Here is an 18577-nt window from a genome sequence, read left to right as displayed (position 1 = left end):
GGCAAGCAAGATTATTTCGCCCAGCGGTCGTAATTCTTTGGCTGGTAATCGTCGAATTGTTGCAGCAAGGTTTGTGCGGATTCACTGATGTGCATGGTGCCGAGGTAGTCATGGCGCATAAAGCCCTGATCGGCCACGTGTTGCAGGAAGCTGTTCAACGGGCGATAGAAGCCCTTTACGTCCAGCAGGCCAACCGGTTTGCTGTGATAGCCAATTTGCCCCCAGGTCCAGATTTCAAACAGTTCTTCGAGCGTTCCTATGCCACCGGGCAGGGCGATAAAACCGTCTGCCAGAGCCGCCATACGCGCCTTGCGAGTGTGCATGTCAGGCACCACTTCCAGCTCGGTCAGGCCACGATGCGCGGTCTCTGCCTCGACCAATCGCTCAGGGATGATGCCAACGACTTCACCGCCGGCGTCAAGTACGGCATCGGCGACGATGCCCATTAACCCTTTTTTACCGCCGCCATAGATCAAACGTCGGCCCTGGGCGGCAAGTGTCTGGCCCAGTTGCCGTGCATTCTCGGCATAAGCAGGGTTAACGCCTTCGCTGGCGCCGCAAAAAACGCAGATATTGTTACGCATGCACTTTTTTCCTTACTGCATTAAAGAAGCCAGTGGTATAGCGAATTGTGGGCCGGAGTTCAAGTTGAGGATGTGCTGAAGGGTTAGGGAAATTGATAAATGGCACCGTTGAACGCCAGAAAATTTTTCAGGTTTGATTGGGTTCTGAGAGGTATACAAGGATGGTGGTGGGGGAAGGATTATTCGTCGCTGCGCGCCTCACCCTACGGGCCGCGCTGAAGCGCGTTGTCTCACTGCGTGAGACTCGAACCTTATCGAAGCTTCTCATCCCTCCCGGTAAGGAGTGATGTGGGACTTTCAGGTTTGATTTGATTCTGAGAGGTATAAAAGATGGTGGTGGGGGAAGGATTCGAACCTTCGAAGTCTGTGACGGCAGATTTACAGTCTGCTCCCTTTGGCCGCTCGGGAACCCCACCATGGTATTCATGGATTTACTTATTACTTAACAGGAGATCGGCTAGATTCCTGTGGCACTTCGTCTTAAGGATTACCGCGCTGAAGCGCGTTGTCTCGCTGCGCTCGGCTCGAACCTTGTCGAAGCTTCTCATCCTCCCCCTCAGTGTTTTATGTAGCTTCAGCTTTCGCTGTGCCCTCATCAACAGAGAGAAGATGGTGGTGGGGGAAGGATTCGAACCTTCGAAGTCTGTGACGGCAGATTTACAGTCTGCTCCCTTTGGCCGCTCGGGAACCCCACCACTGGCCTTGCTTGCGAAACGTCTGTCTCGGTAAGCGGGGCGCATCATATCAAATGAAGCGGGCGTGTAAAGTATTGAAATGCAGAAAATGAATCGTTTGCCGATTTTTTGCCCGTGGCGGTGCATCCCTGAACGAAAGGCACCGCTTTATTGAGCAATTACAGAATAACGGTCCGGTTACCGTAAACAAATACCCGCTGGGCCAGCACGTGGTACAGCGCACGGCTGAGGGCATTTTTCTCGACGTCGCGGCCGGCACGCATCATATCGTCGGCAGAATAGGTGTGATCGACGTGAATCACGTCCTGCATGATGATCGGACCTTCGTCCAGATTGTCATTAACGTAGTGGGCCGTGGCGCCGATGATTTTCACGCCGCGCTCGTAAGCCTGGTGATAAGGCCTTGCGCCGATAAAGGCCGGCAGGAACGAGTGATGGATATTGATCACCTGGTTCGGGTAGTGCTGTACGAATGCCGGAGTCAACACGCGCATATATTTGGCCAACACCACGTAATCCGGCTGATACTGATCGATCTGGGCCATCATTTTCTGATCGTGCTGGTCACGTGTCAGGCCTTCATGGCTGACCAGATGGAACGGAATATCGAAACGCTCTACCAGTGTTTGCAGCGTATCGTGGTTACCGATAACCGCCGCGATCTCCACGTCCAGGCCACCGTAGGCACTTTTCATCAGCAGATCGCCCAGGCAATGCGCTTCTTTGGTTACCAGCACCACGATACGACGGCGGCCGGAGTTATGCAGTTCGCGAACCGAACCCACCGGCAGCGCGCTGTCGAGGTCCGCCAGCAGCGTGGTGTCGTTGAAAATACCTTCCAGCTCGGTACGCATAAAGAAACGGCCGGTGCGGTGATCGACGAACTCATTGTTCTGAACGATGTTGAGCTCATGCTTGTAGCAAATATTGGTGATCTTGGCGATCAGGCCTTTGGCATCCGGACAAATGGTGCGCAAAACTTTTCTTTGTACATTTTGGTGTGGCATGGGGATGAGGATCCTGTCTGATACTGTATGTCCTGTCTGCGCAGGCGAGAGTTTTTATTCAGGCCAAGCCTGAAATCAATAGGGCACTGTGACTGCCGGCTAACGCCCGCAGCACTTTTTATATTTTTTTCCTGAGCCGCACGGACAAATGGCATTTCTGCCAGGCTGAGGTTTGGTTCCGTCAATATAATACCAGCGTTGGTCAAGCTGAAGGAAGCGTGAACGCTCGTGCATTGCTTTGTGCTCACCGCTGCTGCCTTCGGTGAAACGGGCAATGAACTCGACAAAGCCTTCCCCGGCTTCGTGACCCTGTTTTTCTTCTACCACCGTCAGGCCGAGCCATTCGGTATTTTTAAAGCTGTCGACGATCGCATTGCGCCATTCAGCGGCGTGGCAGTCGGGGTGCCAGGTAGCAATCAGATAATCCACGTTGTGCTTCACATAAGCGCTAAAGCGCGAACGCATTAACTGTCCGGGGGTCGATGGCGTTTGGCTGCCGTTGATGTAGGGTTCGCAGCATGCGCTATACTCCAGTCCGCCGCCGCAGGGGCATAATTCGGGCAAGGTGACTCCTAAAATGGCCGGAACCTAAAGAACGGGCCGATGCTGAAAGAAATTTAGCGCATATGTTACCTAACATTATTCGATCGTGACAATCTACGCTGACAGCGACATTGATACAATTCACCGGGCAAAGGGCGGAAACATGCGGAAAATCAAAATTGGATTGGCATTGGGCGCGGGTTCGGCGAAAGGATGGGCGCATATCGGCGTGATTAACGCGCTAAAGAAATTGGGAGTTGAAGTCGATATAGTAGCCGGTTGCTCGGTGGGTTCGCTGGTGGGGGCGGCTTTTGCCAGCCACCGTTTGCCAGCGATGGAAACCTGGGTGCGTTCGTTCAGCTATTGGGACGTGATCCGGCTGATGGACCTGTCCTGGCAACGGGGCGGATTGTTGCGGGGCGAACGGGTGTTCAATGCGGTAGGGCAATTGTTGAAGATCGATGATATCGCCGAGTGTTCACTAAAGTTCGGTGCCGTGGCGACCAATCTGAGCACCGGGCGTGAGCTGTGGCTGACGGAAGGCGATATTCATCAGGCGGTGCGTGCATCGTGCAGCATGCCGGGTCTGTTGGCTCCGGTATGGTTTGACGGTTATTGGCTGGTGGATGGTGCGGTAGTTAATCCTGTGCCTATTTCATTGACCCGGGCGTTGGGGGCCGACATCGTCATCGCCGTCGATTTGCAACATGATGCTCATTTAATGCAGCAGGATCTGTTCTCGGTGCGCAATCATGAAGTGGAAGCACCACAAGATCTCCCTGCCCGTAACTGGCGGGGACGTTTAAGAGAGCGCATCAGTAAAATGACCACCAGAAAGCCTAATTTCACCCCTACGGCGATGGAAATTATGGGGACTTCGATCCAGGTTCTGGAAAATCGACTGAAACGCAACCGCATGGCCGGCGATCCGCCAGATGTGCTGATCCAGCCCTATTGTCCGCAGATTTCTACGCTGGATTTCCATCGCGCCGATGAAGCGATTGCCGCGGGCAAGCTGGCGGTTGAAAAACAGATCGATATGCTGTTGCCTTTGATAAAAAACAAATAACTGTCGGTTTATGAGGGCATGCTTGATGGTCGGAAAAATTTCCGGCAAGCATAAATGACCTTTTTGAGCCACTATTACACTATGGAAAGGGAAGAGGCTCGGCTGATGGCATTACCATTGACTCACAAGCGCATTTTGGTGGTTGAGGACGAACTGGTTTTTCGTTCTGTGCTTGTTGGCTATTTGAAATCGTTGGGGGCAGAAACCAGTGAAGCGTCCAATGGTTTGCAGGCATTGAGTCTGGTGGATGATGTTCATCCGGATTTAATCCTGTGCGATCTGGCGATGCCGGAAATGGATGGGATAGAGTTTGTCGAGCATCTGCGCCTTCAGGGCGTACAAATTCCAGTGTTGGTGATATCGGCGACCGATAAAATGGCGGACATCGCCAAGATGTTACGGTTGGGCGTCCAGGACGTGCTGCTAAAGCCGGTTACCGATCTTAATCGTCTGCGTGAAGCGGTGCTTGGCTGCCTGTACCCCAATATGTTCACCTCCCCGGCACTTGAAGAAGTGGAGCTGTTACAGGACTGGGACGCGCTGAGTAAAAATCCCTCCGAAGCGGTGAAGTTGCTCAAACAGTTGCAGCCCCCGGTACAGCAGACCGTTGCCCATTGCCGGATTAATTATCGACAATTAACCACCGGTGAAAACCCGGGGCTGGTGCTGGATATTGCCGCGCTATCGGATAAGGATCTGGCTTTCTATTGTCTGGATGTAACCCGTGCAGGGGATAATGGCGTATTGGCGGCGTTGCTGTTGCGGGCTTTATTTAATGGATTACTGCAGGACCATTTAGCTAATCAGCGCCAAAGGCTGCCGCAAATGAGCGCATTGTTAAAGCAAGTTAATCAATTATTACGTCAGGGCCAGTTGGAAGGGCAATTTCCACTGCTGGTCGGTTATTATCATGCCGAATATAAAAACCTGATTCTGGTTTCCGCCGGCCTGCATGCCAATGTGAATACCGGCGACAATCAAATTCAATTGAGCAACGGCGTGCCGCTTGGCACGCTGGGTGCGACGTACATGAATCAAATCAGTCAGCACTGTTCCGCCTGGCAGTGCCAGGTTTGGGGCTCTGGTGGACGACTGCGGTTGATGCTCAGCGCCGAATAATCCCTCAGAGAATAATAGCATGTGCAATTTAGCTATTTGCTGTGCTTATTTTTGCCTCAGCTAACCCCTTGGGTAATTGTCCTAAATTCTTTGTATTTGTGCTGCGGTTAATGCCAGACAGTCATAAGCTGGTATACTCCGAAGGTTTTTGTATGGCGGAAAAGCTCATAAAATGAGCGTTATTAAGAGAGGAAATAATGCCTGCTGTAAATCGTAAAGTCAGAAAGGCGGTGATCCCGGTTGCAGGCTTGGGAACACGGATGTTGCCGGCGACAAAAGCCATTCCAAAAGAAATGCTGCCGCTGGTTGACAAACCCTTGATCCAATACGTCGTCAATGAATGTATTGCGGCCGGGATCAAGGAGATTGTGTTGGTTACCCATTCCTCCAAGAATTCGATCGAAAACCATTTCGATACCAGTTTTGAATTGGAAGCGATGCTGGAAAAACGCGTTAAGCGCCAGTTGCTGGACGAAGTGCAGTCTATCTGTCCGAAGGGCGTTACCGTGATGCAGGTACGTCAGGGTGTCGCCAAAGGGCTGGGGCACGCCATCATGTGCGCCTATCCGCTGGTGGGCGACGAGCCGGTAGCCGTGATTTTGCCGGACGTGATCCTCGACGAGTACAGCTCCGATCTGAAAAAAGACAATTTGCACGAAATGCTGCAGCGGTTTGAACAAACCGGCATTAGCCAGATCATGGTCGAACCCGTGCCACACAAAGATGTCGGCAACTACGGTGTGGCCGACTGCAAAGGGTATGAGCTGCAGCCGGGCGAAAGCGCCCCAATGGTCAGCGTGGTCGAGAAACCATCGCCGGACGAGGCCCCTTCTAACCTGGCTATCGTTGGCCGTTACGTGCTGTCCGCCGATATTTGGCCGCTGCTGTCGAAAACCCCTCCGGGCGCCGGCAATGAAATCCAGCTTACCGACAGCATTGAAATGCTGATGCAGCAAGAAACGGTTGAGGCCTATCACCTGAAAGGGATCAGCCATGATTGCGGCAACAAGCTTGGCTATATGCAGGCGTTTGTCGAATACGGCATGCGTCATCCTGCGCTCGGCAAAGAGTTTTCTCAGTGGTTGGATCAGTTACTGACCGCTGATAAAAAATAATTTATTTATCTTTCGTCTTAATTTGAAAAACTAGGATTTTCCCATGAAAGTAACAGTTTTTGGTATTGGCTATGTTGGCCTGGTGCAGGCTGCGGTGTTGGCTGAAGTCGGTCACGACGTTATGTGTATTGATATAGACGAACGTAAAGTCGAAAACCTGAAAAAAGGGAATATCCCTATTTTTGAACCTGGTTTAACGCCGTTGGTTCAGCAAAACTATGAAGCCGGTCGCCTGCATTTTACCACCGATGCTAAAGCGGGCGTCGCACATGGCACCATCCAGTTTATTGCCGTGGGTACGCCACCGGATGAAGACGGTTCTGCTGACCTGAAATATGTGACGGCCGTTGCGCGCACCATCGCGGAACATATGACCGAGCACAAAGTGGTGATCGACAAGTCTACCGTGCCGGTCGGTACCGCAGACAAAGTGCGTCAGGTGATGGAAGAAACCCTGCAAAAGCGTGGCAGCAAAGTGCCTTTCGATGTGGTTTCCAACCCTGAATTCCTGAAGGAAGGCGCAGCGGTAGCAGACTGCATGCGCCCTGAACGCATCGTTATCGGTACCGATAACAAAGATGTGATCGAACCTATCCGCGAGCTGTATGAGCCGTTTAACCGCAATCACGATCGCATGATCATGATGGATATTCGCAGTGCTGAGCTGACCAAATATGCCGCTAACTGCATGTTGGCGACCAAAATCAGCTTTATGAACGAAATGTCCAACCTGGCCGAAATGTTGGGTGCTGATATTGAGAAAGTGCGCCAGGGTATCGGTTCTGACTCCCGTATCGGTTATCACTTTATCTATCCAGGCTGCGGCTACGGCGGTTCTTGCTTCCCGAAAGATGTTCAGGCGCTGATCCGCACTGCGGAGCATATTGGCTATCAGCCAAAACTGCTGCAGGCCGTAGAGCAGGTTAACTACCAGCAGAAATATAAGCTGACCAATTTTATCAAGCACCACTTTGGTGAAGATCTGAAAGGCAAAACCTTTGCGCTTTGGGGACTGGCATTCAAGCCTAACACCGACGACATGCGCGAAGCCTCCAGCCGCGTGCTGATGGAGCAACTGTGGGAAGCGGGCGCTGTCGTTCAGGCTTACGATCCTGAAGCGATGAACGAAGTGCAGCGCATTTACGGTCAACGTGACGATCTGAAACTGGTGGGCACCAAAGAAGCGGCGTTACATGGGGCGGATGCTTTGGTCATCTGTACTGAGTGGCAGAACTTCCGCGCGCCAGATTTCGATGTGATTAAGGGCGCGCTGAAGCAGCCAGTGATCTTTGATGGTCGCAACCTGTTTGACCCAGAGCGTCTGGAAAGCCGCGGCTTTACCTATTATGCGATTGGTCGCGGTGCGTCCATTCAGCCGGTTATTTAAGGGTTCTATATGAAATTCCTGGTTACAGGCGCGGCAGGGTTTATTGGTTATCATACTGCTGAGCGCTTGTTGGCCGCTGGGCATCAGGTTGTCGGTATCGACAACCTGAATGATTATTACGATGTGGGCCTGAAAATGGCCCGTCTTGATCTGCTGGCGGATAAGTCCGCCTTCCAGTTCATTAAACTGGATTTGGCCGATCGAGAGGGGATGGCACAGCTATTTGCCCAGCATAAGTTTCAGCGGGTGATTCATCTGGGTGCACAAGCCGGGGTGCGTTATTCACTGGAAAACCCGCTGGCGTATGCGGACTCGAATCTTATCGGGCATTTAAACGTGCTGGAAGGCTGCCGACACAATAAAGTCGAGCACCTGTTATACGCTTCTTCCAGTTCGGTATATGGCCTGAATCGTAAGCTACCATTTGCGACTGAAGATTCAGTCGACCACCCTGTGTCATTGTATGCGGCAACCAAGAAAGCCAATGAGTTGATGTCGCACAGCTACTCCCACTTATATGGTCTCCCAACCACCGGCCTGCGTTTCTTCACCGTATATGGCCCGTGGGGGCGCCCAGACATGGCGCTGTTTAAATTTACCAAGGCCATATTGGCGGGCGACAGTATCGATGTATATAACCACGGGGAAATGCACCGTGACTTTACCTACATCGATGATATCGCCGAGGCTATTGTGAGGTTACAGGCGGTTATTCCTCAACCCAATGCAGCCTGGACCGTTGAGCAAGGGTCGCCGGCGACCAGTTCCGCGCCATATCATGTTTATAATATCGGCAACAGCAGCCCGGTAAAACTGATGGAATATATCAGTGCACTGGAACAGGCTCTGGGGATTGAAGCACGTAAGAATATGCTGCCGATGCAGCCTGGCGACGTGTTAGATACCAGTGCCGATACTGCTGAACTCTACCGCGTGATTGGATTTAAACCGGAGACCGGCGTTGAAGAAGGCGTGAAACGCTTTGTCGAATGGTATAAGTCATTTTATAAAGTTCAGTAATTGAACAGCGCGCTAATGCTATAAGGGGCTCAGGCCCCTTTTTTATGCTTTGGAAAAGGGTGGGGACTCCGTCGTTAAGCAAAGGATAAGCGCGGTCATCCATTAGGATAATTACGTAAAGCCTGACGGGATTTGTAAGAAACCTGAAAATAAGCATAACAAAAAGGCTCCCTAGGGAGCCTTTTTAACATGCAGCGGAATGCTATTACAGCAGGAAATCGTCCAGAGATTTACCTTGCTCTTCGATAGCTTTCTTAATCACTGCTGGGGTACGGCCCTGGCCGGTCCAGGTTTTCAGTTCGCCGTTTTCGTCTTTATATTGGTATTTAGCCGGACGAGCTGCACGTTTAGCTTTACCAGCGGCTTTAGTTGCAGCCATAGTTTGCAGCAGTTCATTTGGATCAATACCGTCAGCAATCAGCATTTCACGATATTGCTGCAGTTTACGGGTGCGTTCTTCAACTTCTGCTTGAGCCTGGCTGTCTTCTTCGCGACGTTCGTTCACAACAACTTCCAGTTTTTCAAGCATCTCTTCCAGCGTTTCCAGGCTGCATTCTCTTGCCTGAGCGCGGAGAGTACGGATGTTGTTCAAAATCTTTAATGCTTCGCTCATTGTCCTAGTCTCAAATTATATTGGTGGGGGGCGTCTGGATAATAATAGAGTGCTCTTTTCTTTTCTGCAATAGCCAAATTGAAAGGAACGCTCAAATTTACCTTTTAAAAGACTTAACCAGAACTCTCTGACTAATATAGAGGGGGGAGATAAGTATTACAACCGCCATTTTTAAGTCAAATTTTCAACAACGGCGGTATGTTTGCTGCGCCAGAAAGGCATTCATAACTAAGTTATAATTGTGTTTTATATCAATATTACTCTGAATTCTGTGGGTTAAATCACGCGCTTTAGTCTGCAAACACTGTAAACAATAGGGGTATGCGAGTAAAGATAACGTCAAGAACTGTACCCTTGACGGTTTTATGTCATTAAATACTCCGGCACAGCAGCTAAGCGGCGTTAATAGATTTTATCTTATGGGCTGGCCTGCTGTTGCAGGGACGCTTCACTGCATTGGCATAACCATTAATGCCGGACGCTAATCATTGGAAGTAATTAAATGTGATGACAGGCAGCAATCATCCTGTAAATAGATGTAAAAGTGCAATGCGGGCAGAACGGAATGTTTCATTTGAAAGGCGAGTATTCGTTTGGCCGCGATATTGATTAACCCGCAGGTGTGAGCCGGCGGACACCTTATGGTACACTTGGCTTCTGAATCAACCGCTGAATATTTCTTATACCATTGGAGTTGCGGGCCCATGTCTCAACTTTATTTTTATTACTCTGCTATGAATGCAGGGAAATCTACCGCGCTGTTACAATCTTCATATAATTATCAAGAACGTGGTATGCGCACGCTGGTGTTTACCGCCGAAATAGATCACCGTTTTGGTGTCGGCAAGGTTAGCTCGCGTATCGGCCTGTCTTCCCAGGCACAGCTCTACAATAATGACTCTATGCTCTATGCGATGATCGCGCAGGAACATCAGCAGCAGCCGGTACACTGCGTTCTGTTGGATGAAAGCCAGTTCCTGACGAAGCAGCAGGTTGAGCAATTGTGCGATGTTGTCGATCAGTTGGATATTCCGGTGCTGTGTTATGGCTTGCGTACCGATTTCTTGGGTGAACTGTTTATTGGCAGTCAATACTTGCTGGCCTGGGCAGACAAACTGGTGGAGCTGAAAACCATTTGCCACTGCGGTCGCAAGGCGAATATGGTGCTGCGGCTCGATGAGAGCGGGCAGGCGATGCATGCCGGTGAACAGGTGGTGATAGGCGGTAACGAAAGCTATGTCTCCGTTTGCCGCAAGCATTACAAGGAAGCGATACAATCGCTGGAGTAAACCACTAAGCGCGACAGAGAACCTTGTGGCGCGTTTTGGCACTGTTTCGAAGCAAGCGAGTGGATGTATCACCTCGCCGCATAAAAAAACCGCCTTTCGGCGGTTTTTTATTGGCTCAATGAACCGTTATTTTTTGGTCTTTTTTTCCGCTTTGGCGGCAACCGGTGCGGCCAGAACTTCTTCATCAACCGCTTCGCTGAATTTACGGCCGTAGAAGGTATCCAGCATGATTTGCTTGAGTTCGGCAATCAGCGGATAACGCGGGTTAGCACCGGTACATTGGTCGTCAAAGGCGTCTTCGGACAGTTTGTCTACTTTCGCCAGGAAATCGGCTTCCAGTACGCCGGCTTCACGGATTGACGCCGGGATGCCCAGCTCGGCTTTGATCTCATCCAACCAGGTCAGCAACTTCTCGATTTTCTGCGCGGTGCGGTCGCCCGGTGCGCTCAGACCGAGGTGGTCAGCGATTTCAGCGTAGCGGCGACGCGCTTGTGGGCGGTCGTACTGGCTGAAAGCCGTTTGCTTGGTTGGGTTGTCGTTCGCGTTATAGCGAATGACGTTGGAGATCAACATGGCGTTGGCCAGACCGTGAGGGATGTGGAACTCAGAGCCCAGTTTGTGGGCCATTGAGTGGCAAACCCCCAGGAAGGCGTTGGCGAACGCGATACCGGCGATGGTCGCGGCATTGTGCACGCGCTCACGGGCTACCGGGTTCTTGGCACCGTCTTTATAGCTGGCCGGCAGATACTCTTTCAGCAGTTTCAACGCTTGCAGCGCCTGGCCGTCGGAATATTCGTTCGCCAGGACTGAAACATATGCTTCCAGTGCGTGAGTTACCGCATCCAGGCCGCCGAAGGCACACAGGGATTTCGGCATGTTCATGACCAGATTGGCGTCAACGATCGCCATATCAGGGGTCAATGCGTAATCAGCCAACGGATATTTCTGGCCGGTCACGTCGTCGGTCACTACCGCAAACGGCGTGACTTCTGAACCGGTCCCTGAGGTGGTGGTGACGGCAATCATTTTCGCCTTCACGCCCATTTTCGGGAACTTGTAGATACGTTTACGGATATCCATAAAGCGCAGCGCCAGGTCTTCGAAGTGGGTTTCAGGGTGTTCGTACAGTACCCACATGATCTTCGCAGCATCCATCGGTGAACCGCCGCCCAGTGCGATGATCACGTCTGGTTTGAAGGAGTTCATCTGCTCAGCGCCTTTACGCACGATGGACAGCGTTGGGTCTGCTTCAACTTCAAAGAACACTTCTGTTTCAATACCGTGTGACTTCAGAACGGAGGTGATCTGGTCAGCATAGCCGTTGTTGAACAGGTAGCGGTCGGTCACTATGAAGGCGCGTTTTGCCCCGTCGGTCGCTACTTCTTCCAGCGCGATTGGCAGTGAGCCACGGCGGAAGTAGATTGATTTCGGAAGTTTATGCCACAACATGTTTTCTGCTCGCTTCGCTACAGTTTTCTTGTTGATCAAGTGTTTTGGACCGACGTTTTCAGAGATGGAGTTACCGCCCCAGGAACCGCAGCCCAGCGTCAGAGACGGAGCGAGTTTAAAGTTGTACAGGTCACCGATACCGCCCTGAGAAGCAGGGGTATTGATCAGGATACGTGCGGTTTTCATCTTGTCGCCAAAGAAGGCTACGCGTTCCGGCTGGTTATCCTGGTCGGTGTACAGACAAGAGGTATGGCCGATGCCGCCCATTGCCACCAATTTTTCTGCTTTGCTGACGGCGTCTTCAAAGTCTTTGGCGCGATACATGGCCAGCGTTGGTGACAGTTTTTCGTGAGCGAAAGGTTCGGACTCATCAACCAGTTTCACTTCACCGATCAGCACCTTGGTGCTGGCGGGCACTTTGATACCGGCCATTTCAGCGATTTTCGGTGCAGACTGTCCAACGATAGCCGCGTTCAGGCCGCCGTTTTTCAGGATGATGTCCTGCACGGCTTTCAGCTCTTTACCCTGCAGCATGTAGCCGCCATGGGAAGCGAAACGCTCGCGCACCGCATCATAGATTGAATCAACCACTATGACGGATTGCTCAGAGGCACAAATCACGCCGCTGTCAAAGGTCTTGGACATCAGAATGGAAGCTACAACGCGTTTGATATCGGCCGTTTCGTCAACCACTACCGGGGTGTTACCCGCGCCCACGCCGATGGCCGGTTTACCGGAGCTATAGGCGGCTTTCACCATGCCTGGACCGCCGGTGGCGAGGATCAGGTTGATGTCAGGGTGGTGCATCAGTTGGTTGGACAGTTCAACGGTCGGTTGATCGATCCAGCCGACGATGTCTTTTGGCGCACCGGCGGCAATCGCTGCCTGCAGCACGATATCCGCTGCCTTGTTGGTGGCGTTTTTCGCACGTGGGTGCGGAGAGAAGATGATGCCGTTACGGGTTTTCAAGCTGATTAACGCTTTGAAAATAGCCGTAGAAGTTGGGTTGGTGGTGGGGACGATACCGCAAATCAGGCCGATAGGTTCGGCGATGGTGATGGTACCGAAAGTATCGTCTTCGGACAGGATACCGCAGGTTTTTTCATCTTTATAGGCGTTGTAGATAAACTCTGATGCGAAGTGGTTCTTGATCACTTTATCTTCAACGATACCCATACCGGATTCTTCAACGGCCATTTTAGCCAGAGGAATACGGGCATCGGCAGCGGCGAGGGCAGCAGCGCGGAAAATTTTATCAACTTGCTCTTGAGTGAAGTTGGCATATTCGCGCTGGGCTTTTTTGACACGTGCAACTAGCTCGTTCAGTTCAGCGACATTTGTTACAGCCATAATGCTCTCCTGATAATGTTAAACTCTTTCAGTAAATCAGCCGTGCGAGCAACTAGTATAGACAGAACGGTGGGAAATGCTGTTTTAAAAACAAGGACTTTCCAACTTTTCGTGCTGCATGTTGCTGATTTGCTTAAAGAGCTTTACCCGATGCTTCAGCAGGAGAAGACAGCGGGCCGAACAGAGATGCCACTTTTTCCTTAACCTGTTCTACTCCCTGACTACGACTAAGAGCTTAACTACTCTTGGGTAGCGATTTTGTGATTTAAATCATAAAAACCTCAAGCTGACACCATTCAGCCTTGGTTTTTTGAGAATCATTCTTAATAACTGCGATATCGGGCACTTTTCCCAACATAAAAGATCATAAGCCGTACATTGCTTTAACAAGGGCGAGTTATTTTACCAATATGGCAATTAATAGATAGAAATCCTGCTCATGACCAATGGATTACCCGTGGCAATTCTATTACATTAGCGCGCGTAGGCAGTGTCACTTTTAGAGCTATTAAAGCGGAGTCATTTGTGGGGCAATCTCTGTTGGATTTTTCCGGCTACATTAAATTTTTTGTCGGCCTGTTTGCGCTGGTGAACCCGGTGGGCATTTTGCCGGTTTTTATCAGCATGACCAGCTATCAGGCTGCGGCAGGGCGCAATAAAACTAACCTGACTGCCAACCTGTCGGTCGCCATTATCCTGTGGACCTCGCTGTTTTTGGGGGAGGGGATTTTGCGCATGTTCGGCATCTCTATTGACTCGTTCCGTATCGCCGGCGGGATCCTGGTGGTCACCATTGCGATGTCGATGATCAGTGGCAAGCTCGGGGAAGACAAGCAGAACAAACAGGAAAAGTCAGAGAGCGCTATCCGTGAAAGCATTGGCGTAGTGCCGCTGGCCTTACCGCTCATGGCCGGACCGGGCGCTATCAGCTCCACCATCGTTTGGAGCTCCCGCTACCATAGCTGGCAGAACCTGTTGGGCTTTACTCTCGCTATTGCGTTGTTTGCCTTTTGCTGCTGGCTGTTGTTCCGTGCCGCACCTTTATTAGTGCGTTTATTGGGGCAAACCGGCATTAACGTCATCACCCGAATCATGGGGCTGTTGCTGATGGCATTAGGGATCGAGTTTATCGTTACCGGTATTAAGGCGATATTCCCCGGTCTGTTGTGATCCGACGCATGAGTCGTGAATAGGATACTTCGCGACTCAAATTAATTTTAAAAATTAAAAACAGTTATTGGTTCGCATTAATATAGTGCGCAATATGAATGAATTTTCTTCATTTGCACCATGATGTGGCATAAATCTCAATTTGTTGCTCAATAAAAACGCTAAGCGCTATTTTCACCCCTTATCCTCCTCGATTATTGCCCTTTTTTACCTCCCTGATATCAAATTCGCTGTTAATTTAATCACATCATTCTGTAGGGCTTGTCTCGCTTTCATCCAGGTGTTATTAGTGATTAACCGCACATAAGCAGGTGTTTGTTCTTTGAACTGCCGCTTTGTTAACTGAATGTTTCTTTGTCTGATGTGTCGGTTTGCTGCGTACCACCAAGGCAGTGCTGTTTTTATTTTAATTCAATAAAATCATGTTGTTGAACTGGCGTTCTGTCACCCTCGTTCGGGGGGCACAGATTGGGTTTGGTGCAATAAAAGAGAATTGCTTAACATTTCTGTAAAAATTATTGGCTATGGAATTTGCCTTCTGCTAATTTCCGAGCAACTTTCTACGCGCAATTAACTGTGCTGTGTCGTCAAAGTGGGAATGATTTTTGCTGGTGTCTGTTTATTTAGAATTCTTATAAATACTTCACGAATATCGATAAGCAATGCTTGTTGGTGAAAAGGAGCCTCGACCATGCAGCAAACCCGAAAGCGTACTCCATTGGCTATGTTCATTACCGGCTTGCTGAGTATCAGCGCCGTTTATTCTGCTCAGGCGGCCGATGTCCCGGCTGGGGTGCAATTGGCTCAACAGCAGAACATTGTAATTAACAACGGCACGGAAGTGGCTTCGTTGGATCCGCATAAGGTCGAGGGGATACCGGAAAGCAATATTATTCTGAACCTGTTGGAAGGGCTGGTCAGCACCGATGCCAATGGGCATGTGGTCCCGGCGGCGGCAACCCAATGGGAAAACCAGGATTTTAAAACCTGGACTTTCCACCTGCGCCCTGACGCGGTATGGAGTGACGGTTCCCCGGTCACCGCCCAGGATTTTGTCTACAGTTGGCAGCGCCTGGCCGACCCGAAAATCGGCTCTCCTTACGCCAGCTATTTGCAGTACGCCAAAATTGAAAATATCGACGACATCCTGACCGGCAAGAAAGGGCCGCAAGCCCTCGGCATTAAAGCTATCGATGATAAAACGCTGCAGGTATCACTGAGCGAACCGGTGCCGTACTTCATCAGCATGTTGAGCCGTACGGCACTGATGCCGGTAAAACGTTCGGTGGTTGAGAAGTTTGGCGACAAATGGACGCTGCCGGCGAACTATGTCGGCAACGGGGCCTACCGCTTGAAAGAGTGGGTGGTGAATGAGCGTATTGTGCTTGAACGTAGCCCGAGCTACTGGAACAACAAGAAAACGGTGATCGACAAAGCAACGTTCTTGCCGATTGCTTCAGAGGTCAGCGACGTCAACCGCTTCCGCAGCGGTGAAATTGATATCACTAACAGCGCCATCCCGCCGAACCTGTTCGCGAAGATGAAGAGCGAGATCCCTGAACAACTGCACGTTAATCCTTATCTGTGCACTTTTTATTACGAGATCAATAACCAGCGTGCTCCCTTTACCGATCCCCGGGTGCGCGCTGCGGTGAAACTGACGCTGGACCGCGACATTATCGCCAACAAAATCATGGGCCAGGGTCAGATCCCGGCGTTCAGTTTCACCCCAACCTTTACTGAGGGTGCCAAATTCACTGCGCCGGCATGGGCGAGTTGGAGCCAGGAACAGCGCAATGCCGAGGCCAAGAAACTGCTGGAGCAAGCCGGTTTCAGCGCCGCCAAGCCGCTTAAGTTCACGCTGCTGTACAACACCTCCGATCAAAATAAGCAGCAGGCGATCGCCGCCGCTTCGATGTGGAAGAAAAACCTCGGCGCTGAGGTGACACTGCGTAATCAAGAATGGAAAACCTCGCTTGAAAGCCGCCATCAGGGGCAGTACGACATAGCGCGTGCCACCTGGTGCGGAGACTATAACGAGCCGAGCGCATTCCTCAATCTGGTGCTTTCCAACAGCAGCATCAACACCATTTTTTACAAGAGCCCGGCGTTTGACGCCCTGATGGCCAGCACCTTGAAAGCGCCGGACGTGGCTGCGCGTGCAGCCCTTTATCAGCAGGCGGAGGCTCAGTTGGATAAAGACTCAGCGTTGATCCCGGTGTATTACCGCGTCAGCGCTCGCCTGATCAGACCGTCGGTGGGGGGCTTTACCGGTAAAGATCCGCTGGACTACACCGACGTGAAAAATCTGTACATCATCAAGCAGTAACGAGGGGTATTACGCCACGCCAACAACGCTGGAGTAATACAGGGAAGGCCGCCTGCCGTATTCGTTCATCGGCAGCCGGTATAACAAGGTCCGCTCACGGGCAACGCAGGCTCCACGATGAGCCTGTGATAATAAAAACTGGAGTATACACATGACCAACATCACGAAAAAAACCATCCTTGCGGCCGGCATCATTGCCGCGCTGGGCATTACAGCAACCGGAAGTGCTTTTGCGGCCGACGTGCCGGCGGGCGTGCAACTGGCTGACAAACAAGAGATCGTTAAAAACAACGGTTCGGAAGTGCAATCGCTTGACCCGCATAAAATCGAAGGCGTCCCTGAAAACAACGTAACGCGCGATCTGATGGAAGGCTTGGCCAACAACAGCCCGGATGGTTCCATTGTCCCTGGCGTGGCGGAAAGCTGGGATAACAAAGATTTTAAAGTCTGGACCTTCCATCTGCGTAAAGACGCAAAATGGTCGAACGGCAAGCCGGTCACGGCGCAAGATTTCGTGTATAGCTGGCAGCGCGTGGTGGATCCGAAAACCGCATCACCTTACGCCAGCTATCTGCAATACGCCCACGTAGAAAACGTGGATGATGTTATCGCCGGGAAGAAAGATAAATCTACCCTGGGCGTGAAAGCGATTGATGACCACACCTTCCAGGTGACCCTGACCGAGCCGGTGCCTTATCTGGTTGAAATGACCCCGCACTATGCGATGAAGCCGGTATTCAAAGACGCCGTTGAGAAATTTGGCGAAAAATGGACCTTGCCGGCCAACTACGTCAGCAACGGGGCGTACAAACTGAAAGATTGGGTGGTTAACGAACGTATTGTGCTGGAACGTAACCCGGAATATTGGGATAACGCGAAAACCATCATTAATAAAGTCACCTTCCTGCCAATTTCATCGGAAGTGACCGACGTTAACCGCTACCGCACCGGTGAAATCGACATGACCTATAACAACATGCCGATCGAACTGTTCCAGAAGTTGAAAAAAGAGATCCCGAAAGAAGTTCACGTGGATCCGTACCTGTGTACCTACTACTACGAAATCAATAACCAGAAAGCGCCGTTTACCGACGCTCGCGTTCGTGAAGCGCTGAAACTGGGCCTGGACCGCGACATCATCACCAATAAAGTGAAAAACCAGGGCGATCTGCCGGCTTACAGCTTCACGCCGCCTTACACCGATGGTGCCAAACTGACCCCGCCAGAGTGGTTCAGCTGGACACAAGAAAAACGCAATGAAGTGGCGAAAAAACTGCTGGCTGATGCAGGTTACGGCCCAGGCAAACCGCTGACCTTCTCGCTGCTGTACAACACCTCAGATCTGCATAAGAAGCTGGCGATTGCCGCGGCCTCGATCTGGAAGAAAAATCTGGGTGTGGATGTGAAGCTGGTGAACCAAGAGTGGAAAACCTTCCTGGATACCCGCCATCAGGGGACTTATGACGTAGCGCGTGCCGGTTGGTGTGCGGACTATAACGAACCTAGCTCGTTCCTGAACATGATGCTGTCTGACAGCAGCAGTAACACTCCGCACTATAAGAGTCCCGAGTTCGATAAGCTGATGGCCAATGTGCTGACGGCGAAAACCAAAGAAGAACGTGCCGAGCTGTATCAGAAAGCTGAAGTACAACTGGATAAAGACTCCGCCATCGTTCCGGTTTATTACTACGTGAATGCTCGTCTGGTGAAACCTTATGTTGGCGGTTACACCGGTAAAGACCCGCTTGATAACGTGTACGACAAAAACCTGTACATCATCAAGCATTGATACGGTAAGCGCCGGCGGTGTGAACCGCCGGCCCATGTTGTAAATAATA

14 protein-coding genes, 2 tRNA genes and 1 other RNA gene are annotated in these 18577 nt (G+C 51.1%); 9 read left to right on the top strand and 8 right to left on the bottom strand.

The window, feature by feature from the left end:
- Positions 1 to 11: 11 nt before the first annotated feature.
- From ACGS9J_RS01460 to ACGS9J_RS01435, 6 genes are all read right to left on the bottom strand, one after another.
- Positions 12 to 584 carry a TIGR00730 family Rossman fold protein gene (locus ACGS9J_RS01460; protein WP_442229326.1) on the bottom strand — a complete coding sequence of 191 codons (573 nt, stop codon included), beginning with the start codon at positions 582 to 584 and terminating at the stop codon, positions 12 to 14.
- 162 nt (positions 585 to 746) lie between these two features.
- Positions 747 to 873, bottom strand: a non-coding RNA gene (locus ACGS9J_RS01455) — RtT sRNA.
- Positions 874 to 915: 42 nt separating this feature from the next.
- Positions 916 to 1000: transfer RNA gene (locus ACGS9J_RS01450), tRNA-Tyr, on the bottom strand.
- Positions 1001 to 1194: 194 nt separating this feature from the next.
- Positions 1195 to 1279, bottom strand: a tRNA-Tyr gene (locus tag ACGS9J_RS01445).
- A 158-nt stretch (positions 1280 to 1437) separates the two neighbouring features.
- Positions 1438 to 2286: a formyltetrahydrofolate deformylase gene (purU, locus tag ACGS9J_RS01440; RefSeq protein ID WP_442229325.1), complete on the bottom strand. Its 849-nt coding sequence runs from the start codon at positions 2284 to 2286 to the stop codon at positions 1438 to 1440.
- Positions 2287 to 2385: 99 nt separating this feature from the next.
- The gene (locus tag ACGS9J_RS01435; RefSeq protein ID WP_442229324.1) at positions 2386 to 2850 is read right to left on the bottom strand and encodes a YchJ family protein; all 465 of its coding nucleotides are present in this window, start codon (positions 2848 to 2850) and stop codon (positions 2386 to 2388) included.
- Positions 2851 to 2992: 142 nt separating this feature from the next.
- Between ACGS9J_RS01435 and rssA the strand changes: the two genes are divergently transcribed.
- The 5 genes from rssA to ACGS9J_RS01410 all read left to right on the top strand — a co-directional run bounded on the left by rssA (position 2993) and on the right by ACGS9J_RS01410 (position 8539).
- Positions 2993 to 3898 carry a patatin-like phospholipase RssA gene (gene rssA, locus ACGS9J_RS01430; RefSeq protein ID WP_442229323.1) on the top strand — a complete coding sequence of 302 codons (906 nt, stop codon included), beginning with the start codon at positions 2993 to 2995 and terminating at the stop codon, positions 3896 to 3898.
- 105 nt (positions 3899 to 4003) lie between these two features.
- Positions 4004 to 5017, top strand: coding sequence for a two-component system response regulator RssB (rssB, locus tag ACGS9J_RS01425; RefSeq protein WP_442229322.1), 1014 nt, complete (start codon positions 4004 to 4006; stop codon positions 5015 to 5017).
- 197 nt (positions 5018 to 5214) lie between these two features.
- Entirely contained in the window at positions 5215 to 6132 is a 918-nt protein-coding gene (gene galU, locus ACGS9J_RS01420) for a UTP--glucose-1-phosphate uridylyltransferase GalU (RefSeq protein WP_442229321.1), read from the top strand.
- Positions 6133 to 6175: 43 nt separating this feature from the next.
- A complete protein-coding gene (locus tag ACGS9J_RS01415) occupies positions 6176 to 7519 on the top strand; it encodes a UDP-glucose dehydrogenase family protein (protein ID WP_442229320.1) in 1344 nt (447 codons plus the stop codon).
- A 9-nt stretch (positions 7520 to 7528) separates the two neighbouring features.
- Positions 7529 to 8539 (top strand): NAD-dependent epimerase, encoded by a 1011-nt coding sequence (locus tag ACGS9J_RS01410; protein WP_442229319.1) that lies wholly within the window; start codon positions 7529 to 7531, stop codon positions 8537 to 8539.
- 205 nt (positions 8540 to 8744) lie between these two features.
- On the opposite strand, the gene hns is transcribed toward ACGS9J_RS01410, so the two are convergent.
- Entirely contained in the window at positions 8745 to 9152 is a 408-nt protein-coding gene (hns, locus tag ACGS9J_RS01405) for a histone-like nucleoid-structuring protein H-NS (protein WP_006321188.1), read from the bottom strand.
- A gap of 704 nt (positions 9153 to 9856) precedes the next feature.
- Here hns and ACGS9J_RS01400 point away from each other — a divergent pair.
- Positions 9857 to 10441 carry a thymidine kinase gene (locus ACGS9J_RS01400; RefSeq protein ID WP_442229318.1) on the top strand — a complete coding sequence of 195 codons (585 nt, stop codon included), beginning with the start codon at positions 9857 to 9859 and terminating at the stop codon, positions 10439 to 10441.
- 126 nt (positions 10442 to 10567) lie between these two features.
- Here ACGS9J_RS01400 and adhE read toward each other — a convergent pair whose 3' ends face one another.
- Entirely contained in the window at positions 10568 to 13240 is a 2673-nt protein-coding gene (gene adhE, locus ACGS9J_RS01395; RefSeq protein WP_442229317.1) for a bifunctional acetaldehyde-CoA/alcohol dehydrogenase, read from the bottom strand.
- A gap of 525 nt (positions 13241 to 13765) precedes the next feature.
- Here adhE and ACGS9J_RS01390 point away from each other — a divergent pair.
- The 3 genes from ACGS9J_RS01390 to oppA all read left to right on the top strand — a co-directional run bounded on the left by ACGS9J_RS01390 (position 13766) and on the right by oppA (position 18528).
- Positions 13766 to 14410 (top strand): YchE family NAAT transporter, encoded by a 645-nt coding sequence (locus tag ACGS9J_RS01390; RefSeq protein ID WP_020827188.1) that lies wholly within the window; start codon positions 13766 to 13768, stop codon positions 14408 to 14410.
- A 691-nt stretch (positions 14411 to 15101) separates the two neighbouring features.
- Positions 15102 to 16739 carry an ABC transporter substrate-binding protein gene (locus ACGS9J_RS01385; RefSeq protein WP_442229316.1) on the top strand — a complete coding sequence of 546 codons (1638 nt, stop codon included), beginning with the start codon at positions 15102 to 15104 and terminating at the stop codon, positions 16737 to 16739.
- Between the two features lie 151 nt (positions 16740 to 16890).
- Positions 16891 to 18528 carry an oligopeptide ABC transporter substrate-binding protein OppA gene (gene oppA, locus ACGS9J_RS01380; RefSeq protein WP_442229315.1) on the top strand — a complete coding sequence of 546 codons (1638 nt, stop codon included), beginning with the start codon at positions 16891 to 16893 and terminating at the stop codon, positions 18526 to 18528.
- Positions 18529 to 18577: the final 49 nt, after the last annotated feature.

The organism is Serratia quinivorans (assembly GCF_052113645.1).
GTDB classification, from domain to species: Bacteria; Pseudomonadota; Gammaproteobacteria; order Enterobacterales; family Enterobacteriaceae; genus Serratia; species Serratia quinivorans_B.
Note: the sequence above shows the minus strand (reverse complement) of the source record. Positions and strands in the feature narration are given on the sequence as shown.